The 25,913-nt window shown below is 51.7% G+C and carries 16 protein-coding genes and 1 pseudogene; 10 read left to right on the top strand and 7 right to left on the bottom strand.

The genetic code is table 11. The features are described from left to right. The first annotated feature begins 42 nt into the window (after positions 1-42). Positions 43-462 carry a secondary thiamine-phosphate synthase enzyme YjbQ gene (locus EPIR_RS15860; RefSeq protein ID WP_023656510.1) on the top strand — a complete coding sequence of 140 codons (420 nt, stop codon included), beginning with the start codon at positions 43-45 and terminating at the stop codon, positions 460-462. Between the two features lie 308 nt (positions 463-770). Here the strand turns inward: EPIR_RS15860 and EPIR_RS15855 are convergent, their stop codons facing one another. From EPIR_RS15855 to uvrA, 4 genes are all read right to left on the bottom strand, one after another. Then, positions 771-4,886, bottom strand: a complete 4,116-nt coding sequence (locus EPIR_RS15855) for an inverse autotransporter beta domain-containing protein (RefSeq protein ID WP_023656509.1) — start codon at positions 4,884-4,886, stop codon at positions 771-773. A gap of 233 nt (positions 4,887-5,119) precedes the next feature. Then, positions 5,120-5,506: a hypothetical protein gene (locus EPIR_RS15850; protein WP_048697874.1), complete on the bottom strand. Its 387-nt coding sequence runs from the start codon at positions 5,504-5,506 to the stop codon at positions 5,120-5,122. Between the two features lie 939 nt (positions 5,507-6,445). Continuing rightward, the gene (locus EPIR_RS15845) at positions 6,446-7,498 is read right to left on the bottom strand and encodes an NAD(P)-dependent alcohol dehydrogenase (protein WP_023656507.1); all 1,053 of its coding nucleotides are present in this window, start codon (positions 7,496-7,498) and stop codon (positions 6,446-6,448) included. Between the two features lie 285 nt (positions 7,499-7,783). Then, positions 7,784-10,612, bottom strand: a complete 2,829-nt coding sequence (uvrA, locus tag EPIR_RS15840) for an excinuclease ABC subunit UvrA (protein WP_023656505.1) — start codon at positions 10,610-10,612, stop codon at positions 7,784-7,786. A 295-nt stretch (positions 10,613-10,907) separates the two neighbouring features. Between uvrA and ssb1 the strand changes: the two genes are divergently transcribed. From ssb1 to EPIR_RS15820, 4 genes are all read left to right on the top strand, one after another. After that, positions 10,908-11,453 carry a single-stranded DNA-binding protein SSB1 gene (ssb1, locus tag EPIR_RS15835; RefSeq protein WP_023656504.1) on the top strand — a complete coding sequence of 182 codons (546 nt, stop codon included), beginning with the start codon at positions 10,908-10,910 and terminating at the stop codon, positions 11,451-11,453. A 483-nt stretch (positions 11,454-11,936) separates the two neighbouring features. Beyond that, entirely contained in the window at positions 11,937-13,622 is a 1,686-nt protein-coding gene (locus EPIR_RS15830) for a ShlB/FhaC/HecB family hemolysin secretion/activation protein (protein WP_048697924.1), read from the top strand. Positions 13,623-13,690: 68 nt separating this feature from the next. Further along, the gene (locus tag EPIR_RS15825; RefSeq protein ID WP_048697872.1) at positions 13,691-18,127 is read left to right on the top strand and encodes a filamentous hemagglutinin N-terminal domain-containing protein; all 4,437 of its coding nucleotides are present in this window, start codon (positions 13,691-13,693) and stop codon (positions 18,125-18,127) included. A gap of 275 nt (positions 18,128-18,402) precedes the next feature. After that, on the top strand, positions 18,403-18,846 hold the full coding sequence (locus tag EPIR_RS15820; protein WP_023656501.1) for a DUF3828 domain-containing protein: 444 nt from the start codon (positions 18,403-18,405) through the stop codon (positions 18,844-18,846). Between the two features lie 6 nt (positions 18,847-18,852). Here the strand turns inward: EPIR_RS15820 and EPIR_RS15815 are convergent, their stop codons facing one another. Both EPIR_RS15815 and EPIR_RS15810 read right to left on the bottom strand, forming a co-directional pair. Further along, a complete protein-coding gene (locus tag EPIR_RS15815) occupies positions 18,853-19,785 on the bottom strand; it encodes a VirK/YbjX family protein (protein WP_023656500.1) in 933 nt (310 codons plus the stop codon). An 837-nt stretch (positions 19,786-20,622) separates the two neighbouring features. Beyond that, the gene (locus EPIR_RS15810) at positions 20,623-21,024 is read right to left on the bottom strand and encodes a transposase (RefSeq protein WP_157037541.1); all 402 of its coding nucleotides are present in this window, start codon (positions 21,022-21,024) and stop codon (positions 20,623-20,625) included. 545 nt (positions 21,025-21,569) lie between these two features. Here EPIR_RS15810 and EPIR_RS15805 point away from each other — a divergent pair. Both EPIR_RS15805 and EPIR_RS15800 read left to right on the top strand, forming a co-directional pair. Continuing rightward, positions 21,570-22,826, top strand: a complete 1,257-nt coding sequence (locus tag EPIR_RS15805) for an oligosaccharide flippase family protein (protein WP_023656496.1) — start codon at positions 21,570-21,572, stop codon at positions 22,824-22,826. 8 nt (positions 22,827-22,834) lie between these two features. Beyond that, positions 22,835-23,722, top strand: a pseudogene (locus EPIR_RS15800) (ATP-grasp fold amidoligase family protein); the annotation flags it as partial. A gap of 190 nt (positions 23,723-23,912) precedes the next feature. Here EPIR_RS15800 and soxS read toward each other — a convergent pair. Then, entirely contained in the window at positions 23,913-24,338 is a 426-nt protein-coding gene (gene soxS, locus EPIR_RS15795) for a superoxide response transcriptional regulator SoxS (protein ID WP_023656494.1), read from the bottom strand. Between the two features lie 102 nt (positions 24,339-24,440). Between soxS and soxR the strand changes: the two genes are divergently transcribed. The 3 genes from soxR to EPIR_RS19225 all read left to right on the top strand — a co-directional run bounded on the left by soxR (position 24,441) and on the right by EPIR_RS19225 (position 25,910). Beyond that, positions 24,441-24,908 (top strand): redox-sensitive transcriptional activator SoxR, encoded by a 468-nt coding sequence (soxR, locus tag EPIR_RS15790; protein ID WP_023656493.1) that lies wholly within the window; start codon positions 24,441-24,443, stop codon positions 24,906-24,908. Between the two features lie 43 nt (positions 24,909-24,951). Beyond that, positions 24,952-25,614 carry a glutathione S-transferase gene (locus EPIR_RS15785; protein ID WP_023656492.1) on the top strand — a complete coding sequence of 221 codons (663 nt, stop codon included), beginning with the start codon at positions 24,952-24,954 and terminating at the stop codon, positions 25,612-25,614. A gap of 170 nt (positions 25,615-25,784) precedes the next feature. Continuing rightward, entirely contained in the window at positions 25,785-25,910 is a 126-nt protein-coding gene (locus EPIR_RS19225) for a hypothetical protein (protein ID WP_277302539.1), read from the top strand. The last annotated feature ends 3 nt before the right edge of the window (positions 25,911-25,913 follow it).

The raw sequence follows: 25,913 nt of genomic DNA, 5'->3' as shown, positions 1-25,913 counted from the left end.
TACTGCACACTTAAAGAAACGATTAAGTTCAGGAGCAGCACAATGTGGTATCAACAAACACTCACTCTCAACGCAAAAACGCGAGGCTTTCATCTGGTGACCGACGAAATCGTTGGTGAATTGCGGCGACTGGCTGACGTCCAGACAGGACTGTTACACCTGCTGCTGCAACATACTTCTGCCTCATTAACGTTGAACGAAAACTGTGACCCGACGGTGCGCAGCGATATGGAGCAGCATTTTCTGCGTGCGGTGCCGGAAAACGCGGCGTATCAGCATGATTATGAAGGGGCGGATGATATGCCTGCGCATATCAAATCCTCACTGTTGGGCACGTCGCTGATGCTACCCGTCAGTCGTGGCCGTCTGGTGCTCGGTACCTGGCAGGGCATCTGGCTGGGTGAGCATCGTATCCACGGCGGTGACAGGCGCATTATTGCCACGCTACAGGGAGATGATTAATTATGGGGTATCTGAAATGATGCGCGACCAACATAGCGAGGTACGGCCGAGCGCACATTTAAATCCGTCGGCTGGGACACCGTGCTGCTGAATGGTTCGCTAAAGGATGAGCAGATTGACTATCTGGTCGATGCGTGTTTGCAACAGGTGCAGAGCTAAACGAATGTGGTCGTTAAGACTGGAGCGGGAGAGCCGTTTTACCGACCCTCCCGTGTTATGCTTTTTCGTACATTGCTGGCGCGCTTCGCAGCGAAAGTCGCCGTTATAAGGCGTTCATCCCTGAGGTGTCATGCTGTAAGCATGAGCTGTTACCTCGAAATGATATGAGGCCTTTGCATATTGTCAACGATGGTTTTGTCTATCCCAGAGCCGTTGCCTTTCCAGTAATGAGGTTGCTCAATCAGGTAAATAAAGTTTTTACCGTAATAGTTAACGTGTGCTTCTATATCATAGGAACCCTCGTCACCTGTCCAGCAATCCTGGACAATTTTTAACTCACCGAATTTACTGCTAGCGTCTGAATAAGCAGTAAGTCTATTCGGCAATTTAGTCGGTTGGACCCACCCTGGTGTTTTTTTGCCGGTGAGCCGCAGCGCCCCGGTAAGCCCCATTGGTGATACTAAAGTACGACCACCAAAATTTATCTCAACGCGATTAATGTCGGCATAAACCCAATGTTGAGTGCCTGCGGGTCCCGCGATTGCTCGGCACGAAGATTCCCTTCCTCTGTTTGAGTGCGCGGTAAGAACAGAAGTCACTTTGAAACTTTTCCATATTTCAATGGGTTCCATGTTTTTTACGCTTATTCCCGCTGATTTTTCTGTGTCAGTGAGAGTGCCATATCCTTGAGACATCAGTTCTACATGCAGTTTTTCATTCCAGAAGTGAGGTTTAGGCTCGAATGTGGTCGTTATACTTCCTGTAGGGGAATTCACTGTTTTCTGCGCCAAACTTTTTCCGCTACTGTCTTTGAGAGCAACCACGACGAATTTCGCTTTGCTAAATTCATCTGAACTATCAGTACTCCAGGTGACAGAAAGCTTGTCATCGGTAAACACAGGCGTCCATACCCCCTTATCTGCCATCACACCTTTGCTGATATAGGTGACAGTACCCATGCTCACGAGGGGTTTGCTGTAAATCGAGACATCGTAATAGTTTGAACTGGCAGAATAATAGTCACTGGCAGCAACGCTGAGCGTGAGTCGCGTTTTACCCTTACTGACTTTGCCCAGCAGGTTTCCTGCGCTGGATATGTTCAGTACGTTTTTATCGGCAGAGTTCCATGTGATAACGGCATCTGACGGAACCGTATTTTCGGGTAATTGCAGTGTGAAGGTTTCTTCATCCGTTGTCTTTATTGCAGCCTCTTTAAAGCTGAGGACGACGGTTCCTTTATCCAGCTGGTAGGCGACTTCAACAGAATTGGCCTTAAATTGGTCTGTCTCCGGTGTACTTACCGTTAAGCGGGTACTACCGGGTTTTACGGCCTGTAATTCGCCACTATCTGCCACCGTCACGACCTCGATATTTTTACTGGTATAGGTCGCTTTCAGGATGTTATCTGCGTCGGCATTGCCGAATTTTGACGCGATGCTCCAGACCTTACCATCTGCCCACTTGGCCGTAATCGGACCGCCATCCCCTGCTTGCAGTTGCGGATCTGCCTTGTCAATCTCCAGCTGATAACTTGCTTCTGCCGGATGGTACTGGTCATTCCCTGACGTTTTCACCGTGATGGTCGTTTGACCCGATTTCAGCAAAGTCACCTTACCGACTTCATTCACCGTGGCTACGCTGTTATCCGAACTTGACCACTGCTGTTCAACGCCCTCAGGCATACCACTCACCGCCTGCGAGGCACTGAAGTCTTTGGTCCAGGTCACGTTTTGCTGTGAAGTCGCAAAGTTCAGGTCCGGTGTGATGCTCTCGTCAGTTATCGTTAGCAGCGTTTGCGGCTGACTGAAAGGTTTACCGTTGACGTTTACTGACAGCATGGCCTTACCGGGTTTGCTGGCGGTGACCTCCATGCGGTAGTGGCCTGGCTTATCGGCAATTTCCTCTGCGTGACTGATTTTGACCGAGCTGTTATCGCTTTGTCCGTGGACCTTGTTACCGGGCAGCGTATTGCCGTTTTTATCCCGTAGGATCAGCGTCAGCGTGGCCGATCCTTTCCCGGAGGCAATAACGGAGGGCTCCAGAGTCAGTTCAGAGCGATTTTCATCCGGAGCATCAGCGCTGAACGGCACATCCGGTGCGGCTGTTTTCTCACCCGACGGCAAGGTCAGGCTAACTTTTGCCAAACCGGGCTCCGTGCGGGTCAGGTCAACAGCGACAGTGCCAGTTTCGTCGGTACTGGTGGTTTGTGCACTTAAAGCGCTGCCTTGATTGGCCGCCCAGTTTACCGGGATACCTGCTCCTTTAGGATTACCCTGCTTATCTGTCAACAAGGCAGTGTAGGTCACTTTTTCTCCCACGATGGCAGAAGTCGGCGTGGCGATGATAGGATCTTGCACCAGGATCACATCATCGATCGCCGTCACCTCTATGCTGACCGGTGCAAAACGAACGTTTCGCGCTGAAGGAATGAGGGTGAAGGATTCCGGCTGCGTGCCGGCCGTTACGGTAGCAGTGAATTCACCGGCTGCGCGGCGGGTGAATGGCGTTATTTCTGTGAGGCTGGTGGTGCGCAGTTTCGATTCGCGCAGCACGCCGATCTCACTTTCTGCAACATCAATCGGTTTGCCATCACGATCGTTAATCTTGAGAACCAGCTGCTGCTGCATTTGACCATCCGCCTGGAAGGTAATCTTTTGCGGAGCCACAGGACTCATGCTGGCATCAATGACATCCTGCTGTGCTAATACGACCTGGGTATGGGATCTGGCAGAAACGTTTCCTTTTTTATCCACCGCGACACCGCTTATCGTCCAGGTGTTAGCGGCTTGTTCCCCGGACTGATATGGTGGCAGTATCACGCTCCAGCCACCCGCATCATCACGTTGCAGTATTCCCCCAGCGGCCAGCAGTGACGATGCTGACCAGTCGATGCGATCCAAGCCATATTTGCTGTCGACCGATACGCTTAACGACTTCTGTTCCCCGGCCTGGCCGACCACCCGTGTTGCCGTATGCAGTTGTATCAACTCTTGTTTGCGGTATTGCAGCACCATGTGGTTATTGCGCTCGACCAGGTCGTAACGGCTACCTGACAGGCTGCGCATTGAGGCAACCTCCTGCGGATTCATCTGCTGCTGCCAGGACACGCCCGGTCGATAAGTCAAATCCAGGCTAAGCCGCGAGTCGTTTTTGCCGGACTGTCCCTGGCGATGCTCAGCGCCCAGCGTTAGCAGAGGAATGGGAGTGAAGTTCACGCCTGCCGCGATGGCGTGGGGATTATTCTGGCGGTTTTCTTTGCCGAACAGAGCAACGTCCTTGCCGTAATACTGCTCAAATGTCAGCTTACCCCCCAGCTGCGGCAGCCCTGGAAACCAGGCCTGTGCACGCACATCCCAGCCGTTGGCCGGACGCTCCTGATAGTCTGTCAGATCCGGCGAATCTCGCCAGTCGCTAAGGCGCAGGTAACCATTGGCGGACAGCTTGAGGAAATCGCGCCAGTACTCCACGCCCGCCCCCAAGCGCGAGTGGGTGCGGGAGAGATCATAGTCACCGAAGATATTACTGCCCAGCATATACGAGGGGGTAAAGTATCGTGTCCCGAAGCCGAGGTTAGCTTGGGTGCGGTCATCGGTGCGGTGCAGGCTGCCCTGCGTGAAGAAAAGCCGATCTTTTTGCTCGTAAAAAGGGATAAGCAGGTCAAGTTGAGAGTTTTTCAGCGAAAAATGCTCGCCGGTATCCAACTGAACGCGCGCAGTGCCGAATTGGTTTAGCCACTGCTGAACCTGTCCGCTAGCTTCGGCGCTTACCTGACCGCGAGCCAAGGATAAAGCCGTCTCCCCGTTTGGGTTATTTGCCAGAAAGGCCCCCGCCCGGGAGGCCATATTGGCTGCTTTACGCGTCTCTGCATCGTCTTGTAAGGCTGATGTGGTCGGTTTTTTCTTATCTCCGATTGCAACGGGCACATCCAGTTCGTCTCCGGGTTGGAGGTGATTAAAACCGTGCGCAAAGGTACGCAGCCGGTTAAGCTGGCGCAGTGCTTCAGGGGTCGTATGATATTTTTTTGCCACCGATGCTGTGGTTTCACCGGCTGATAGCGTGTATATCTGCGTCTCTGGCGACTTCTGCGATGTCGCCTTTTTCTGCTTATTCTGCTTATGCACGATTTCGGGCAATGGGGAATCGGGGCCGCCCGCTATCGCTGGCGTGAAAGCCAGAGATAGCGGAAAAGCGCACTGAACACCAATATTTAGCCAGGCAAATAGTTTTATTCGAGATGAGATGTGTTGCTGGTGTATTATTTTCACAAAATAACTCCATAGAAAGACCACCGTCAGGTGGCAAGTTAATGCTGACAGGCTCAGTTAATTATTCGGATGCCTTTTATTCGTAGAAAATAAAAAGAGTTTATTTTCGTTTGTGTCTAAAATATCGTTTTTTATCTTTCATACGTAATCGTTAGTTATCTCTGTGCGATTCGGTTACTGGATAACATGGGAGATTGCACATTTGAGGAAAAAGCGCCCATCGACTGGTTGTGTTAAGTTTTAACTACTTGTTCTTCGTAAGAAAGAGAAGGGCTAATTTTTCTCATACGGAGAGTCATCTGGCAGTTTGCTAAGGCTAAGGATGAATAAGACAGGAGAAAAAAAGTGCAGGCATAATGATCTGCTGCCTGTTTTATTATGAAAAACAGCATCACACTCAACCTGAATATCATCACGGAATGGATTTCTTTAGCAGTAATATATGACGTTGAGAATAATGTTTTTTTGCTATCAAAGTTATATAGAGTGAGTTTATTTTTTATAAAATCAACATAGGTGCTACGACTTAATAAAGAGGGTTTTCTTATCCCAACCGTCTCTGTAGAGCCAAAAATAAAGACATTGGATTGAGTATCACAAAAAGCAGTTCCATCTCTCATAGAGCTTCATCCTTGGATAGTTTTTTTATTCTTTAATCCACGAAATTCAAGGTAATTATTTAATTTCAGGCAGCGAGTACTCAGTTTTTCCGACTTAAAAAAATCACCCTATGGGTGCTGGTCAGATTTTCTGAAGTACCAAATATCTTTGTTGCCGAACGGCCAATATTGCTGACAGGTGACTTTATTGTTCACCGAGTGCAATTGTACATAAAACAGGTAATTCGTCAAAACCGTTAAAACAGAGACTATTAATAGGTTTTGCGAATCAAAATAATGTCTATCGATCGGAGGAGTCGTGTTTAATTTGTCATGCCTGATAAATAAAATTCTTAAATTTCATAGGGTAATTATGATTATAAAAGTCTAAGTACTATTATTAGAATACAGAACTCATTTAGACGGGAAAAATCAAAGGAAATTATTTGTTACAATTAATGCGGGGAAGGAGAAGTGATTAAATCGTGACTATTTTTTTTGGCTTCGATGTCCATCATGGTAAATTTGTTAGACTGTTTTATATTTTCAAATTTTATACCCCCCCTCATTTTTCTGCTGCGCAAACGGATGCGAAAAAAATAATACTCTTCAATTTTATTTAGAAATTAAACTCATTTACCCTGTTAATCACTGTTTTTTATTGAAGTGCGTTATTAATACCTGATTCGGCATTGGTAAAGCAGAGAAATGCTCGCTGTTTTTGAGAGGTAAAGGCGAGGTTTTATTGAATGGCTGGGGAGGGGCTTGGCACATTTTGTAGGGAGGGAATGCAGGTGGGGAGTGGTATGTCCGCCTGGCTCTGGCTATGATCAGTCGGAAGGGTTGGTGACTTCGTAATGAGATAAACTGTAAAATCATCCAGATAAACCCACCCTGGCGTTCATTTTTTTCCAGAATGGGTTCGCAGCGCCCCTGTCTCAGGGGCGGTTTATTTGTGGATTAGGCGCGTAGGGAGTCAATATCGATCACGAAACGATACTTAACGTCGCTTTTTAGCATACGCTCGTAGGCATCGTTAATCTGGTCAATTTTAATCATCTCAATATCGGAGGTGATGTTGTGCTTACCGCAGAAATCCAACATCTCCTGCGTCTCTTTGATCCCACCGATCAGTGAACCCGCAACGCTACGACGTTTAAAGACCAGGTTGAACACCTGTGGTGACGGATGGTCATGTTCAGGGACGCCAACCAGCGTCATGGTGCCATCCCGGCGCAGCAGTGTAATAAACGGGTTCAGGTCGTGCGGAGCGGCAACGGTATTCAGAATGAAGTCAAAACTATTGGCATGTTGCGCCATCTGGTCGGCATCTTTAGAGATCACGACCTCGTCTGCACCCAGGCGTTTGCCATCGTCAATTTTTGACGGTGAGGTCGTGAACAGTACGACGTGTGCGCCCATCGCATGTGCAATTTTCACGCCCATATGGCCGAGGCCGCCGAGGCCGACGATACCGACTTTTTTACCCGGGCCGACGCCCCAGTGATGCAGTGGAGAGAAGGTGGTGATGCCTGCGCACAGCAGTGGGGCAGTACCCGCCGGATCGAGGTTAGTCGGTACACGCAGTACAAAGTCCTCATGCACGACCACCTGAGTCGCGTAGCCGCCGAAGGTGATATCGCCGCTGATGCGATCCTGACCATTATAAGTGCCGACAAAGCCTTCTTCGCAGTACTGTTCAAGGTCTTCCTGACAGCTGTCGCAGGTACGACAGGAGTCAACCATACAGCCAACGCCCACCAGATCGCCGACTTGATACTTATGGCCATGTGCGCCGACCGCAGTGACACGGCCCACAATTTCATGGCCAGGCACCACTGGGAAGACGGTGTTGTGCCATTCGTTACGCGCCTGGTGCAGGTCTGAGTGGCAGACGCCGCAATACAGTACTTCAATCTGCACATCATGTTCGCGCAGTTCGCGCGGCTGATAATTAAAAGGAGCCAGCGGAGATTTTGCGTCCTTGGCAGCATAAGCGTGCGTAATATTCATGGGTGTCTCCAGTTATTGATGATGTGGCGCAGTGGCCATCATTGCCGGAACGGGCAGGCGAATGCATCCCTTTTCCGCACAATGGCAAAGACTAAGCATAGTCAGGGAATGGGGATCGGAGTATGTCCAAAACTCGCTAAATTTTGCCTGATCCTGCAAGAATGCGTGCTAAAGGTCATAAAAGAGGGATAAACAGCGGGAAAAACTCTTTACGAAAAAACAGGCCGGGCATTGCCCGACCGCGTGAGAGCATACCGCTACAAGGCTGGCCCTGTAGCGATGGTGTTAGTTAGCCAGCAGAGGCTTCAGAAAGCGTGCGGTGTGTGAACGTTCACACTGCGCAACGGTTTCCGGCGTCCCCGACACGAGGATCTCTCCGCCACCGCTGCCGCCCTCCGGGCCGAGGTCGACAATCCAGTCAGCAGTTTTGATCACGTCAAGGTTGTGTTCAATGACCACAATGCTGTTGCCCTGGTCGCGTAACTGGTGAAGGACTGCCAGCAGCTGCTGGATATCCGCAAAATGCAGACCAGTTGTGGGTTCATCCAGAATGTACAGCGTCTGTCCGGTACCCCGTTTTGACAGTTCACGCGCCAGCTTCACGCGTTGCGCTTCACCGCCGGACAGCGTGGTAGCTGACTGACCAAGACGAATATAAGACAGGCCCACATCCATAAGGGTTTGTAGCTTACGTGCCAGCGCCGGGACGGCATCAAAAAACTCACGTCCTTCTTCAATCGTCATTTCCAGCACTTCGTGAATGTTCTTTCCCTTATATTTTACTTCCAGCGTTTCACGGTTATAGCGCTTGCCCTTGCACTGATCGCAGGGGACGTAGATATCCGGCAGGAAGTGCATCTCTACCTTGATCACGCCATCTCCCTGACAGGCTTCACACCGCCCGCCACGCACGTTGAAGCTAAAACGTCCGGGCGTATAGCCGCGAGTACGTGATTCCGGCACGCCGGCAAACAACTCACGTACCGGGGTGAATATGCCGGTATAGGTCGCCGGGTTGGATCGCGGGGTACGACCAATAGGACTTTGATCAATATCGATGACCTTATCGAAGTGCTCCATTCCGGCGATCGCGCGATATGGTGCCGCTTCGGCAATCGTCGCGCCGTTCAGCTGGCGCTGGGCAATCGGGAACAAGGTATCATTGATCAGCGTTGACTTACCGGACCCCGAAACGCCGGTAATACAGGTGAACAGCCCGACCGGCAGCGTCAGGGTAACATCCTTCAGATTGTTGCCGCTGGCACCGCTAAGTTTCAATATCTTCGCCGGATCGCCCTTCACCCGCTCTTTGGGGATGGAAATGCCGCGCTTGCCGCTGAGGAACTGCCCGGTCAGAGACTCTTCGACAGCCATAATGTCGTCGACCGTACCTTCAGCCACAATCTGACCGCCATGCACCCCGGCACCGGGACCGATATCAATAACGTGGTCAGCGGCGCGAATGGCATCTTCATCGTGCTCTACCACGATCACGGTATTACCGAGATTGCGCAAGTGGACGAGGGTTTCCAGCAGGCGCTCGTTGTCACGCTGATGCAAACCAATGGAAGGTTCATCCAGCACGTACATCACGCCGACCAAACCCGCGCCGATCTGGCTGGCCAGGCGGATACGTTGTGCTTCACCGCCGGATAGCGTCTCCGCAGAGCGCGACATTGACAGATAGTTGAGGCCCACGTTAACGAGGAATTTCAGGCGGTCGCCGATCTCTTTCAGCACTTTTTCGGCGATTTTAGCGCGTTGACCGCTCAGCTTCATATTCTGGAAGAACGCCATTGCATGGCCGATGCTCATATCCGAAATGGTCGGCAGCGTGGTGTTCTCCACAAAGACGTGACGCGCTTCACGGCGCAGGCGCGTGCCATGACAGCTGGTACAGGAGCGGTTGCTGATGTATTTCGCCAGCTCTTCGCGCACCGCAGAGGATTCGGTCTCTTTGTAGCGGCGCTCCATATTGTGCAGCACACCTTCAAACGGGTGGCGGCGAACGGAGGTATCGCCACGGTCATTAACGTATTTGAATTCGATATTTTCTTTGCCAGAACCGTACAGGATCACCTTGCGTGAGCGATCGTCAAGGCTGTTAAACGGTGCTTCAATATCAAATTCCAAATGTTCTGCCAGCGAGCGCAGCATCTGGAAATAGTAGAAGTTACGACGATCCCAGCCGCGAATAGCGCCGCCAGATAGCGATAACTCGGGATTCTGCACGACGCGGTCGGGATCAAAATACTGCTGTACTCCCAGCCCGTCACAGGTAGGGCAGGCACCGGCCGGGTTGTTAAAGGAGAACAGGCGTGGTTCCAGCTCGTTCATACTGTAACCACAAATTGGGCAGGCGAAGTTGGCCGAGAACAGCAGCTCTTCAGCGTTGGTATCGTCCATATCGGCGACCACGGCGCTGCCGCCGGAGAGTTCCAGCGCGGTTTCAAACGATTCAGCCAGACGCTGCGTCAGATCGTCACGCACCTTGAAGCGATCGACCACGACCTCGATAGTATGTTTTTTCTGCAATTCCAGCTTCGGAGGATCTGACAAATCGCAGACTTCGCCGTCAATACGTGCGCGGATATATCCCTGGCTGGCAAGGTTTTCCAGCGTTTTGCTGTGCTCGCCCTTGCGGTCTTTCACAATAGGGGCCAGCAGCATCAGACGGCGTCCTTCCGGCTGTAAAAGCACGTTATCCACCATCTGGCTGACGGTTTGTGCCGCCAGCGTGACGTCGTGATCCGGGCAGCGTGGTTCGCCCACGCGGGCAAACAGCAGGCGCAGGTAATCATGAATTTCGGTGATGGTCCCGACGGTAGAACGCGGGTTATGTGATGTGGATTTCTGCTCAATCGAAATCGCCGGTGACAGCCCTTCGATATGGTCGACGTCCGGCTTTTCCATTAGCGAAAGAAACTGACGCGCATAGGCAGAAAGCGACTCAACGTAGCGTCGTTGTCCTTCAGCATAAAGCGTGTCAAACGCCAGCGACGATTTGCCTGAACCTGACAGCCCGGTGACAACGATCAGCTTATCGCGCGGAATGGTCAGGTTAATGTTTTTCAAATTGTGGGTGCGGGCACCCCGTACTTCGATGTTTTCCATTCACAATCCCCGGATTAGCATAAACCTCACCATGCCAGGCTGGCACGGCCAGAAAGAAACGAATTAGTATGGCACAAAAAAACCTGAATGGATAACCAGTGTTTTGGCCGCAGGTGCTATGCCGGTAGACAACCTTTGCGATGCTCATTCCATCACTGCCTGCAATGAAGCGAGTAAAATAACAACTTTGCGATGGCAGCCTGAAACTGCGCCGTCATAGCGTGTCTTTATCACAAGTCACATGATAGAATTTTGCACGTATACTTTAAGAAGAACATTAATCGGAGACAGCATCATGGCCAGCAGAGGCGTAAACAAAGTAATTTTAGTGGGAAATCTGGGGCAGGATCCGGAAGTCCGCTACATGCCGAATGGCGGCGCCGTTGCCAACATCACACTGGCCACGTCCGAAAGCTGGCGTGATAAGCAGACCGGTGAAACCAAAGAAAAAACCGAATGGCACCGTGTGGTCTTGTTCGGCAAGCTGGCTGAAGTGGCCGGTGAGTACCTGCGCAAAGGTTCTCAGGTTTATATTGAAGGCGCACTGCAAACCCGTAAATGGACTGACCAGGCTGGCGTTGAAAAGTACACCACTGAAGTTGTCGTTAACGTGGGTGGCACCATGCAGATGTTGGGCGGGAAAGGCCAGGGCGGCGGTGCACCGGCCGGTGGTCAGAGCGGCGGCAACAATAATGGCTGGGGCCAGCCACAGCAGCCACAGGGCGGCAATCAGTTTAGCGGCGGCACACAGCAGGCACGTCCGCAGCAGCAGCCACAGCAGAACAGCGCGCCAGCAAATAATGAGCCGCCAATCGACTTTGACGACGATATTCCGTTCTGACGTTTCCCTATAATTATTGAGTAAAGAATAAATCATAAGCCTCCGATTTATCGGAGGCTTTTTTAATTAAATAAACTACAGGATAAATACCTTTCAGCGATCGCGATAAGCGCCATTTTCCGGTGTGCGTTTTGTCCTGGTCCCATTAATATATTTATGCGAAAAATTTTCGCCCTGCTCACTGTCTTCGCTCTTGTTGGGCGCAGGGGCATCTTTGAGCGATCTCCTTTTCTGGCTGTTTATAAAAGTTTTTCCAGATAATTTCACACTTGTCCTGACCCGGCTGGAGTAAAAAGAAAAAAAAGAGTCTTTCCTTTTACGATTATTTTTGTATTGATACCAATAATCCAAAATAACTATTGTTATCTTGCTTTTTAATTGATCGAATGGATAATTATTGAAACTGACATTAAGTTTCGCTTGTGAAAATGGATTTTCAATTTGATAGCTGAACCATTACGTTTATTACGGTTGACGATCGTTATTCCCGTATTTAACGGCATTTTACTCATTTTTTCTCTTTCCTCCGTGGCTGCGTTGATATCCGAAAGTGATATTTTGCAGGGGGTTATCCTCGACACGCAGGAAAAGCAGCGTCAACAGATGCGCGAGCGTCTCTTACAACAGCAAAACGCCCCGGAAAGCGATGTGCGTCCAGCACGCCCTGAAGTGACATTGCCTGATTATCCCGTCAACGAACGTTCTTGCGTTACCATCAATACGCTGCGCCTGGAGGGGGATTCCGCCGCCCGCTTTCAATGGGCGCTGGATGCCGCCGAAGAGGAGAAAGGTCTTTGCCTGGACGGCGAACATATCCTGCTGATGATTAATAAGATACAGAACGCGGTTCTCGCCAGAGGCTATGTCACAACCCGAGCGATCGCGCAGGAACAGGATCTGACTAAAGGGGGACTGACGTTGACCCTGCTGCCCGGCCGTATTGGCGATATCCAGTTTGAGGATGCGATCGGCTGGCGTGCGCGGCTGTGGAATGCGATCCCGGTCTCGCCGGGTGAAATTCTCAATCTGCGGGCGATTGAACAAGGTCTGGAGAATTTCAACCGCGTACCCAGCGCCACTGCCGATATCCACATTGTGCCAGGCCAGCAGGATGCGACCAGCGATCTGTCTGTAAGTTGGAAAGAGAGCCGCCCGGTGCGGCTTAACCTGGGGCTGGACGACAGCGGTTCTGAGAGCACCGGCCGTTATCTCGGCTCCGCCACGCTGGCGGTGGATGCGCCCTTAGCTCAAAACGATCTGTTCTATGCCAACATCGGTAAGGATCTGTTGCAGCCCGGCCCGTTCGGTAATCGCTCTCATACCCTGAATTACTTCTTTCCCGTTGGCTACTGGGGTTTTTCCGCCAACTACAACCACTACACCTATTACCAGAATATCGCCAACGCCAGCGAGGTGCTGACCTATCGGGGCAAGAGTGACAATGTACAGTTCACGTTGTCCCGCCTGCTGTTTCGCAATCAGCAGCACAAAACCACGCTCAGTATGCGCGTATGGCGGCGTCACTCTACTAATGCAGTCAATGATATAGATATTGAACAGCAGCGGCGACGTACCGCCGGCTGGGAACTGGGCCTCAGTCAGCGCAGCTACCTGGGTTCCGCTTCGCTGGAAGCGGGTTTGAACTGGCGGCGAGGTACCGCCGCATTAGGCGCTCTCCGGGCGCCTGAAGAGGATACGCACAGCGGTAGCGCTCGTAGCGGCGTTGCGCTGGGTAATATCAGCCTGAATCAGCCCTTCACCCTGAACGACCAGCCCTGGCGTTATTTCACCAGCCTGCGCGGGCAGTGGAGTCTTTATGCGCTGACGCCACAGGATCGCATGGCGATCGCCGGGCGTTACACGGTACGTGGGTTTGACGGGGAACAGATGCTGTCCGGTGAAATGGGGATACTCTGGCGTAACGAGCTGGCATGGGATGTGTTGGCTCGCGGGCATGAGATTTACGCCGCTGTTGATTACGGGCGTGTTGATGGTGCGGGCACCCGCTATCTGGCCGGACATCAGCTGACAGGCAGTGCATTAGGCGTACGCGGCGCGCTGTGGGACCGTCTCCGCTATGAGCTGTTTACCGGTACGCCACTGGCTAAGCCACGGTCATTCCACACTTCATCTGCTGTCTTAGGCTTCAGCATCAATATGGAAATTTGACGCTCCCTACTTGTTCAACGCCTGGCGCTTAAAACTGAAATAACAGCCCTCTTTCAAGGATGAACATCATGACTAAACACCGTTACCGTTTTATCTTTAGCCGCGCTGGCAAAGCGCGGCGGGGAGTGGCTAAACGGTCACCCGGGCGCATTAATCAACGAGGGCAGTACGGTAATATTCGCGAACCGCGCTCGTTAATGACGGTTCGCAGCCTGGTGCGGTTACTGGCGCTGTTTACCGGCCCGGCAGCGGCCGATGGCATTGTGACGGACGGAGCGGCGACACCCGGCCAGCGTCCGCAGGTGATCACCACCCATAATGGCGTGCCGCAGGTCAATATCACCGCCCCCAATCAGGCTGGCGTATCACATAACCAGTACCAGCAGTTCGACGTTGGTCAGAAAGGGATCGTTCTCAATAACTCAGCCGTGACGACGTCAACCCGGTTGGTCGGGATGGTGCAGGGCAACCCCAATCTCAATTCCACTCCGGCAAAAGTGATTCTCAATGAGGTTAACAGCCCTGATCCGAGCCAGCTGCGCGGTTTTATTGAGGTTGCAGGGAAGCGTGCGCAGGTGATTGTCGCCAATCCTGCGGGGATTGTGTGTAGCGGTTGCGGCACGATTAATGCCGGGCGTATGACGTTGACAACCGGCAAGCCGCAGCTGAAAGCCGATGGCGGTCTGGCAGGCCACGCGGTTGAGCGCGGCGTGATACGTATTGAAGGCGATGGATTGAATGGCGACGCACGCCATGACACCGAATATGTCGATGTGCTGGCGCGTGCGGTGGAGGTGAATGCCGGGATCTGGGCGCAAAAAGAGCTTACCGTGGTGGCAGGGCGCAATCATGTCAGTGCTGACGGTCAGCGCATTATCGCCCAAGCTGCTGACGGCAAGTCACCCGAGCTGGCGATAGACATGGGACAGATGGGCGGCATGTACAGCGGCCATATCCGCATGGTCGGTACCGAAGCCGGGGTGGGGGTTCGCAATCAGGGCGGGCGTTTGCAGGCGGGCAAAACGCTAAGCGTTGGCAGTGAAGGGAAACTTGTCTGGCAATCCGCAGACCTGGAGGGGGTGACCCAGGCAGGCGGAGAGATTAGCTTTGCCGCCCGGGACGATGTCGAACATCACGGCAAGTTGCACAGCGGCAGCAGGTTGTCTGTTGTAAGCCGCACCGGTGCGCTGAAACAGTCCGGTACGCTGTCGGCGGCAGGTGACGTACAACTCAAGGGCAATCGCGGTATTCACAGTCGCGGGCATTTGCTGTCCGGCAGCGATGCTAACGACCAGCTGATAGATACAGCAGATTTGACCCTGACCAGCATGGAGGATATTCGTGTCAACGGCAGCTTGTTGAGTCGCAAAGACGTGAATCTGAGCGGCCGCCGGATTGATATCAGTCAGAGCCAGCTGGTGGCTGATCGGGCGATGATTAGCGCACAGTCTGGCGGTGTGGTGCTGCGCCAGGCGAAGGTGAACAGCCGAAAACTTGGCATTAAGACAACGGGCAATGTCGAGGCGCAGCAGGCGCAGATCACCGCCAATCAGTGGGATATTCATGCGAACAGGCTGTTCAACCAGAACGCCATCTGGTCTCAACAAGGTAGTGGAAAGAGCCGTTTCGCGCTGCATGGCGCGCTGGATAATCGTGACGCCGAGCTGGGCAGCAACGGCGATCTGACGCTTGACGTCGGCAGTCTGGCTAACCAGTACGGCAGCGTCTATAGCCGGTTAGCACTGAATCTGACCGTTGGCGGCGATATTCATAACGCTCGCGGAGAGCTGCTGTCGGGGGCTCTGTTGAACATCAATGTCGGGGGGGCCGTTAATAACGGCTCCGGCATCATCAACGGCGGGCAGCTGCAAATCGCCACGCAGCACGTCAATAACGTGCAGGGACAGCTGATCGGTCAGGGCGATCTGAACCTTTCCACCCGGCAGGGACTGGACAATCGCGCGGGTGAAATCAGTGCACAGCGACTCGATCTGACCACGCACTATTTTGCCAATACGCAGGGCAGCGTCATTGCTCTCCAGGGATTGAACCTGTACGCCGTTAAGGCGCTGGACAATGCGCAAGGGCTGCTGGCTGCCGGTGAGGCCATGAATATACGCACCCGAGGCGAAGTGAATAACCGTGGCGGTACGATACAGGGAGGAAGCGCGACGACACTTGTCGCACGGGCCATAGACAATGATCAAGGCAGGCTACTGTCCGGCAAGCGGCTGATGCTTCGTGCCTCGGAGGCGGCAGATAATCATAGCGGCGCAATCAGCGGCGAAAGGCTGGAACTGACCGCACAGCGGTTGGGTAATCTGCTGGGCAAAATCATTGCGCTACGGGAACTCAACCTGACAATAAAACTGGCGCTGGACAACACAAAGGGTCTGCTTGAGGCCGGTGAGGCGTTGGTTGTGCGTACCGATGGCGACTGGGAGAACCGTGGCGGAGCCGCGCAGGGCGGCAGCCAGGTCAATGCGGCAGCCCGTCGCTTCAACAACGACGGTGGCAGGTTGCAATCAGGTGGCGAAATGATCCTGAACAGCATTGGCGATGTCAGTAATCAGGGTGGAAAGATCACGGCGCAGCAGGGTCTGAGTTGGCAGGGCGGGACGACCAGCAGGCTGGATAATGACGGCGGCTCGCTGCAAAGCGCAGGCGACCTCTCCTTGCAGGGCAAGGAGTTGACCAACCGCCAGCGCGGCATGGTGTCAAGCCAGCAGGCGCTTTCGTTACGGTTGGCAGGCGACTGGAATAACCAAGGGGGAACGCTGACCGGGAATGGCCGTACCGTGGTGCACGCCGCCGATCTGCATAATGCACAGGGGGTCGTTAATACGCTCGACAGCCTGGAAATGGACTTCACCGCCGGGCTGGATAACGGCAGCGGCCGAATTTTTAGCAAACGCTCACAGAGGCTGCATGCGCCACATATCTTCAATATGCAGGGACGAATTGGCAGTCAAGGTGGCTGGGACGCCGTCAGTGACGACATCAACAATCGCGAGGGCCGAATCCAAAGCCTGGAGGATGCGGCGATCACGGCAACCGTACTGGATAACGCCAACGGCGTGGTGCAGTCTGCCGGGGGTTTGGATCTCCACATCGTGTCAGACACCGATAATCGCAGTGGAAAATTGAGCGCCACGGGGCCGCTGAACCTGAAAGGTTCAGCCAGGGAGCCCTTTAGCGGCAATCTGGATAATCGGGATGGGCAGCTACTGTCCGGCGGCAGGCTCACCGTGGCTGCCCAGAGGGCAGATAACCAGCTGGGCGGTCTGTTCTACAGTCAGAAGGCGATGCGGCTGGACTTGAAGCAGGCGCTGGACAACCGCCACGGCAGAGTGCAGAGCGGGGAAGGATTACAGCTTAACGCGCAGTCGCTGCTCAATACCGCTGGAGCCGTGGACAGCCGACAGCAACTCAGGCTGGGCATTATGGGGTTACTGGATAACGACAGGGGAGCCATACGCAGCAACGGCAACCAGCACATCGCCGCAGAGCAGGTGGCTAACCGTTGGGGAGTCTTCAGCAGCTACGATGGGCTAAGCCTGGCGGCTGCGCAGTTGGACAACGCGGACGGCAGGCTGAACAGTAAGGGCGTCGGCGTTTATCGTGCCGGATCGCTAGATAATCAGCGAGATAAGCTGCACAGCGGCGATACGCTGACGCTCAATGCGACCAGGCTGAATAACCGGGCCGGCCAGCTGGTCTCCACCCGAATGTTTGCGCTCAATGTGGCACAGTTCGATAACAGCGGTCAGGCCGGGTTCGATATTCAGGCCAACGGCGATTTGCACATTCATTCTGACACTTTACGCGCCGGTTCGGCGCTGGCTCTGCTGAATCAGGGTGGGCTGGTGCAGAGTGGAGAAACGTTGAGCCTTAATGCTCGCACGCTGGATAACCAGGGCGGTACATTGCATAGTCAGCACTGTTTGAACCTGTCAGTGGCGGGGGTGCTCACCCATCGTGATGGTGTGTTGCTTTATCGCGGTGGTGACCAGCACCTCGGCAGCAACGATCTGCTTGAAAACCGCACAAGCTTTATGGCTGCGAAGGGAGATATTCCGCTGGAAGTCCACCGTCTGGATAGCCTGCCTGAAGAACAGGAGAGTGCACATGACGTCGAAGGAAACGATGATAAATGGCAGCGATACAATAACTACTTGCGTCCCTGGGGTTCGGTGGTCAATACAGGCAGAGGCACGCTGGAAGCGACCACCCGTCAGCTGACGTTCCGCGATGACGCCGCTGCGCAAAACGATCGCTACGGCACTCTGCTGGCGATCGATGCCAGCAGCAAGCGTGTTCAGGTGCGGGTAAAGGATACCGGGGGGCAGCTCAGGGATCTGTGGATCAATTATCTGGCGCTGAAGCCCGGTGTGAACGGCGGTTACGCCATCACATTCTATGAAATGCGCGGCGGGAAACGGAAAGTTCCCACCCCCTGGCACCATCATTTCCGAGGTGAGCGCGATATGGGGCGAAGTGATTAATCGGGTCTTTAGCATGATATCGACGGCTAGCCGGAGCACACTACCCCTGGCAGCGGGCTTGAACGGGAAGCGAGGTGATTTTTCGAGGGGCATTCGCGGAACGTTTGCCTGCATAAGGGGCTGTCCACCCCTAATCTACGATAAACGATGACTAAAAATAGTCACAAAGTAGAGGGGGAAGGTGGATTAGCCGGCTAAATTCAATACAATCACTGGCGTACCAGAAGGCATGATAGATAAGGGGATGAAGACGTGAGTTATCCGGAGTGGTTTGCATGAAAAAGTGGTTGCTGATGCTGGTGACAGCGATCGTCGCCTTTGGGGCGCCGGCGGCGGAGCATAATAACGATCCTCAGAGCACCAGTCTGGCCTTTTACAACTGGTATCTGACGGCGCTGAGTAAAGAAGAAAGTCCGATCGATGAACACGATCCGCTGTTAAATGAGTATGTCACCCAGCGGTTGCTGCAAAAAATTAACCTGCTGATTAAAAGCCCGGACGGCATGGATGACGACTATTTTCTACAGGATCAGGACTACAGTGATGGCTGGGTCAATAACGTCAGCGTCAGCAGTTTTACCTATAGCGGTAAGCGGGCGGCAGGTGATGTCACGCTCGGGCGCGATCCCAGCGACAGGCAGCATCTGCTGGTGACGCTGGTCCACGAGCGCGATGGCTGGAAAATCGACGAAGTCCAGCCGGAATCCTCTGAACAATAGTTCCCGTTAGTGAAAACGTGTGAACTGCTGGCGCAGATCCTCCAGCAGTTCATAACGGCGGCGATACTCAGCACGTTTCTTACTGGGGATCTCCTCCATTGTCTTCTGAGCGAACTCCAGCGGCAGTTGCCACAGCTGGCGTGACACCTTTTCAGCGTTCAGCGACTGCCAGAATTCATCATAGCTGGCGAGGAATACGGCGCGCTTTTTGTAGCGGTAGCGGAGGCTGTAATAGGTGTGCCCACAATTACTGACCGCCTGAATAGCACCGATCCCCGTCGCACGCGCCAGCAGTGAAACCATCTCTAACAGCACACGTTTAGGAAACAGCCCATAACAGGAACGGGTCGCCAGGCGGATCGTTTCGTGAGGCGTTTCGCTGTGTGCGCCCTGCATTCCACCAATAAGTAATACCCGCTGTCCGTCACGCTGAATAACCGAAAACGTCACTATCGCCAACAGCGTATCATTACAGCTGAGGGACATATTGACTTCGCCTTCGCGTTCACATCGACCGTTACAGGCAAGAGTCACCTTGAAATGCGTATCGTCCTTACCGCTGAAACTAACAAGTTCAGTTTGCTGCGGCGACAGCATGGCCTGACGTAATGCGTGACGGGAAAGCTGCTGCAAAAACGCGTAATGCTGGCCTAAAGCCTGCGCGCGCTGGCAGGAGGATAACCCCAGGTAAAGATAAGGTCGGTGTATTTTACCGGGCAGCGTGGCCTGAATATTCAGCGCATGACGCATTTCCGGCAGCACCGCCAACTGATGCAGGTGGCGCATGCTGGCCCGTGGAAACACCAGCGAGCGTAGCAAAAATTTGGCCCGATAAGTGGGGGAATGCCACAACGTGTCGGGAGTGATTCTTCCTGTAACCAGGGCTAAGTACAGCGTAAATCCGCTTTCGCTGCGTGGGTTTAATAGTGCTTCAGACATGGTTTTAATGAGAAACTAAAAGTAAATGAGGAGGGGTTTATTGGAACATGGTGGAGATAAATGGTGCCGCAACGCCTGTGGAACACTGCGCGCTACATCAAATCTATTGGCGTTTCGTTTAATTTTGATATTTCGTGCTTATTCTGGTGCCTGGCCACGGTCTGCTCGGCACGCTAGCGGTGGCGATTTCATTCAGCGTGAATGTGTCACACACAAGGGATGAAGGGCGACTGGGCTGGAGTCAATTATTTCCGACATTGCTGGCTATGAGGGCTGGCTGGTGGGCGTCATCCCTTCGTTTTTGCATCCCCGCGGGGCGACTTGTCAAGCCTGGGTGAAATGCGTTAAGGCCCCTATTCGTGCTGTGCTTCGTGCGTAAATGCCACCCGTAAATCAAATTTACGATTTAAAGAGCAGCTGAAGATACGGATACCGACGGCATCGCCTATCGCTAAAAATAAGTAACATGAGCTCTAATGCCTACTAACGACAGGGTTATTGGCTTAAATGGTAAGTATGATTAATACTTATTTCGAGGTGATCAGGCTTATCGGCCACCGCTTTACGTGTGAAGTACCGTAACAACGCAGCGTTGAAAAATAGTTAAGTTATGGCGATGCTGATGGCGGCACGTTTACCCGGGTGAAAAAGATAAACGCGCGCTGAACCTGTTGATGCTATTGATTTTTCGGTGGTGCAGTCAGGTAACGGAGCCAGGTGCTAAACCAGTCATCGGCAATTTTCCGCAACGAAGGGCGATCGGGAATGTTCAATCAGCCATAAGAATATTTTTATTTGATCGGTTTACACATCGACATACTGGCATTGATACCACGATCAGTTTTCACCATTGTTAGGATAGTGGTAAACACTGCGGCTGATATCCAGCAAGCGACAGCTGCGGCGTGTACCTATTTGATAGATATTCTGGAGAAAATTAACCGCCTGCCGCTTATCTTTAGTGGTGAAAAAGTGCTTGAGCACGCTTTGTAGCATCTCTTTGTCTGATGAGAGAGCCCGTAACTCACGTTCAATATTATGCAGTTTTTCCTCCAGGTCTTTCATTTTTCGTCCATTTTCTGAAGAAAGCCCGGCATACTTCTTTTTCCAGCTATACAAGGTCGCCGCAGAAATTTTTAATGTGTCACAGATATCTTTTACGCTCGTGCCGTTTTCAGAAGCTTTAATGGCGCTGGTGATTTGCTCTTCGGTATATCGAGACTTTCTCATAAATGTCATTACCTTTCTTAACAATACGGGGGTAAGAATGACTACATTAATAGGTGGATCTGTTTTTTCAGATATTATCGAGACCTGAATAATCAGTTGATTAGGTTGTCATGTCTTACGTTAGGGGATTATGAGTAAAATAACATTATGGGATTCATCCGAAATTTATAGAAATAGTTTTGATGGCTTTTGATATTGCTGTCTTTTGCTATAACTTTCTCTCATATCAGTTGGTAAAAAAGGAAGAATTAGGAAAACTCCAGCGGGAAGCTAAAAAAAAATGTGCTAACTTCAATGTCGTTCTCATGAGTTAAGTGAAAACCATAAGTGACTATCATCGCACGGGATAACTGCGGATGATGGGCATGAAATTATCTTTCGATTAGAAAATAGTCTTCTTCGGCGGTGAGGGGCAGTCCTGTTAAAATTCGTGCTCCGGGGGGAAGACAGCTCTCGTTACTCACTTTACGTCAGAGTTTAAGTCAGCGTTGATTCAGTTGTGGACACGGAAGTATTGGTGGTGCTTTAAAACAGGAAACACAAAGGATGCTTCAATGAAATACAGTGCGATGTTGAATGCCGCATGGATGATGAGCGAGAAAATAGCATCGATTTTCGGCGTGATTTTTGTTACCTCATTCGTGGCCAAATCTTTCGGTCCTGACATATTTGGGAAAGTAGCCATTACCGTATCCCTTTTTTCCATTGTTCAGACTGTCGCTATTTTTGGTACTGAGACTATTCTCTTTAAAACAATGAGTGATTGTCAGAAAAAAGGGATGCGGCTGATGAACTCAGTGAAATCATTGCGCATGGTGTTATTGCTCATACTTTCAGTGCCTGCTCTGCTATATATTTGGCTGATGATGGGTGCTGATTTTATCGTGTTTGCCGTGGCTGCTTTTTTTTCTACTCTTTTTGTCACGCAGGATATTTTCAGCGTCTATAACAATGTGCACCTTAATTCGCGCTTAAATACCATCGCCAACGTCACAGGCCTGATAGTCAGCTTTGTTATCAGCTTTAGCATTGCCTGGTATAAACTCAGTCCGGTATGGTTGTCGCTATCGATGATTGTCGCCAGCTTATTGCCATACTTGATTAAGCGCAGGTGCTTTTACCGGACTCACGCTCTGAGCTTCACTTCACGTCGCAAGAATCACTCTTATCTGCGCTATCTGATACGTTCTGGTTTGCCTTTGGCGATCTCCAGCATATTTATTTCTATTCAGGTGAAAATGGTACAGTTCTTTCTGACAGGATTAGGCTCGACTCATGAACTGGGACTGTTTAACGCCGCGAGCACCGTGGCGGCTTCATGGATCTTTATTCCGTTGGCCATTATTACATCAGGTTTCTCTGATATTTTCAGAGCAAAACCGCATATGGCGATAAAGCTGGCCTCACGACTTTATGGTTATGTGGTGATAGTTTCTCTCCTGATGCTTGCTGTGATTGCGCTAGTGGGGCACCGCATCATTAACGTCCTTTACGGGCCAGCCTATGCATCCTCGACAGATCTGATGACGTTGTTGTCGTTGGCAACCTGCTTTTCGGCACTGGGGACGATAGCCTGGCGCTATATAGTAAAAGAGGGTGGTTTAAATTATTTACTGAAAAAAAACATCCTGTTGGCGATCGTTGGGCTATTGATGTCTTACTGCTTTGTTTTCTTCTGGGGATTAAAGGGGGCTGCCTGGAGTGTATTAATGACTGAACTGTTTTCCCTGACGATAATGAATTATTTTTTTAAGAATGGGATTATTTTAAAAATACACATTTCATCACTCAACTACAAAACCTACAGATGAGTTAGAGCATGTTAAATTTCAAAGCGGAAATGAGAAAAGGGTGTATATACCTGCTCAAAAAGATGCCTTGGTTTTACCAGGATAAGATTTTTTATTTCAAAACGTTCAAGAAAATACCCAATATACGAAAGCCAAAGCTGTTCAATGAGAAAGTTCTTTATCGAAAATATATCAAGGATGATCATATGCGTTATGCCAACTTATCGGATAAGTTGCTGGTGAGAGAATATATCGCTTGCACCATCGGCGAAGAATATTTGATCCCATTAATTCATCACTCCGACGACCCGATGACGTTGCTGTGTCTGGGGAGCCTTAAAAATACCGTGATCAAGCCTAACCACGGTTCCGGAATGGTCGAGATCGTGCTGGAGGATCTCGACCGTATTCAGACACTGCGCCTGATTGAACGTTGTCGTGCGTGGCTGAAAAAAGATTTTTCTCACCATGCGCGTGAGATCCATTACCGCTATATCAAACCGCGAATTCTGGTGGAACAGTACGTTGGTGACGGTGCATCTGCCGCAGTTGACTATAAATTTCATATGTTTAACAAGAAAAATGGTCATTTCGAGTACGTATTGCAGGTCATCTATAACCGGGAGGGGAGCTCCGGGCTATCAATGAACTTCTATGTTAACAACCTGCAACACTGCTTTTATAAAATCCGTGACACCGGTTTTGAGATTAGCGGTGAAAGGAAAATACTTGAGCGCGCTTTGTTTCTTAGCCAACGGCTGGCGGCTGAATTCGACTATGTTCGCGTTGACTGGTATATCCATGAAGAACATATCTATTTTGGCGAGCTAACGTTTACCCCGGGAGCCGGGATGGTCACCGGGCTGGATAATGGGCTGAATCAGATGATGGGAGATATGTGGTTGCAGGACCGCAAGGAGTAGGAAAACGCAGATGTGCCGACATGACGTAAAGCAGCGTCGTGTCCTGCCGGAGAGTGGGTTAGCCCTGCGGATGGCGAGTGCTATGGCAGCGCCCAGCCAAGAGGCGTCTGGCTTATGACGTCGACAAACGCTTCTTTGCTACGGCCCCCAGAAGTCGCGCAGGGCGTACTGGCAGCGTGATGGTTCAGTTGCAGGTCGGGCAGGCTTTGTTATTTGGCTGCCGGGTCAGGCTATTGACCGAGTAGTCACTACAGTCAAAATTCCAGCTGCTGCGTTGTAACCTCTGGCGGCGCATGGTGTTACGGTAATCTGTTGGCGTTTGCGAAAACTGACGACGAAATACCCGGGAGAAGGTCTGCTGCGAGTCATAGCCATACTGCATGGCGATATCAAATACCGGACGTTGGCTCTGGCGCAGCGCTTCGGCAGCCAGCGTCAAACGGCGTTCCCGTATATACCCACCCAGCGTTTGTTTTGTGACGGTGCGGAACATGCGCTGTAGATGCCACTTCGAGTAGCCCGATTTTGCCGCTACTTCATCTATCGACAGGGTTTTACCCAGATTGTTGTCGATCCAGTTGGTCAGGGTGTTGATGATGTCGTCATGCATACACTTTTCTCCCAGGTCTCTAGCGAAAACGGATTGATCCCTCTCGCAGTCTCGATGGTCGGTGAGTATAATTCCTCAAGTTAACTTGAGGTAAAGTGCTAAATGAAAAAAAGTCCCCACAATCCTAATAAGCGCGAACTGACCCCAGGCGATGTGGCGCAGCGCTGCGGTGTGGCGGTATCAACGCTGCATTTCTATGAAAGCAAAGGATTAATCAGCAGCCATCGTAATGCGGGCAACCAGCGGCGCTATACCCGTGACGTGTTGCGCCGCGTCGCGGTGATTAAAATTGCCCAGCGTATCGGCATTCCACTCGCCACTATTAGCGATAGCCTGATGCAGTATTCTCCCGGTAAGCGCATGACCACCAGAGAGTGGGCGGTGCTGTCACAGCAGTGGCGCGATGAGCTGGATCGGCGCATTGAAACGCTGACCCACCTAAGAGACGATCTCGACGGCTGTATCGGCTGCGGTTGCCTGTCAATGGAGGATTGCCCGCTGCGGAATCCTGACGACCGCCTGAGTGAACAGGGGACAGGGGCAATACTGCTGGATGTGAAAAGCGTCTGAACTCCTATACTGATGGTTTGTTTGCCCATATTAAGGAGTGATGATGATCACCGTGCACCATCTGAACAATTCACGTTCGCAGCGCGTACTTTGGCTGCTGGAAGAGCTGGAAGTGCCGTACCAGATCAAACGCTATCAGCGTGAGGCCAGCATGTTAGCTCCTGAAGATCTGAAAAAAGTCCATCCGTTGGGCAAATCCCCGGTGATTACCGATGAAAATCGTGTTGTTGCCGAATCCGGGGCGATTCTGGAGTATCTGGAAGCGCAATATGACACCGAGCATCGGCTGAAACTTTTTGACGATGAAGAGGTAATACAATCGCGTTACTGGCTGCACTATGCCGAAGGTTCGTTGATGCCGCTGCTGGTGATGAAGCTGATCTTTAGCCGTATGGGCAAAGCACCGGTGCCGTGGCTGTTGCGACCGATAGGCAGCGCCTTTGGTAAAGGGGTGCAGAAAGGCTACATCGATCCCCAGCTGGCTACACATCGCCAGTTTATCGAGCAGCATTTGGCCAGCCATGAGTGGTTTGCCGGCAGTCGATTCAGCATTGCCGACGTGCAGATGAGCTTTCCCTTACAGGCGTTTTCCGCCCGTGGTGGTGCTGCCGACAGCCCGGCGATCCAGGCCTGGCTGGAGAAGGTGCAACAGCGTGCGGCCTGGCAGCGAGCGCTGGATAAAGGCGGAGAGATTAATCTCTCCTAAAAGGTTTCCCAGCCACTGACGGAAAATGCTTCGCCCCCTTCCTTACCGCGTAGCGGTCATAAGAAAATCCTTGCAGAGTACCGGGGCTTTTCCCGGTAATCTGTTAACGCTGACGGCAGATGCGGGCGTATGCCCAGAGAATGTCATTTAAGCGTGGACAGGTGTTGAAAATGCGACATAAAACACTGGATAATCGTTTGCCTGCAAAAACTCGTCATCTTGCAAACCTCAGTTCTGTTGGCGGCACATCGCCCCAGCCACAGTTCTGGCTTAGCGTTAACCTGCGGCAACAATAATGC

It is taken from the genome of Erwinia piriflorinigrans CFBP 5888 (assembly GCF_001050515.1).
GTDB lineage: Bacteria > Pseudomonadota > Gammaproteobacteria > Enterobacterales > Enterobacteriaceae > Erwinia > Erwinia piriflorinigrans.
The sequence above is the reverse complement of the archived record's forward strand: the minus strand, read 5'-3'. Positions and strand labels throughout refer to the sequence as shown.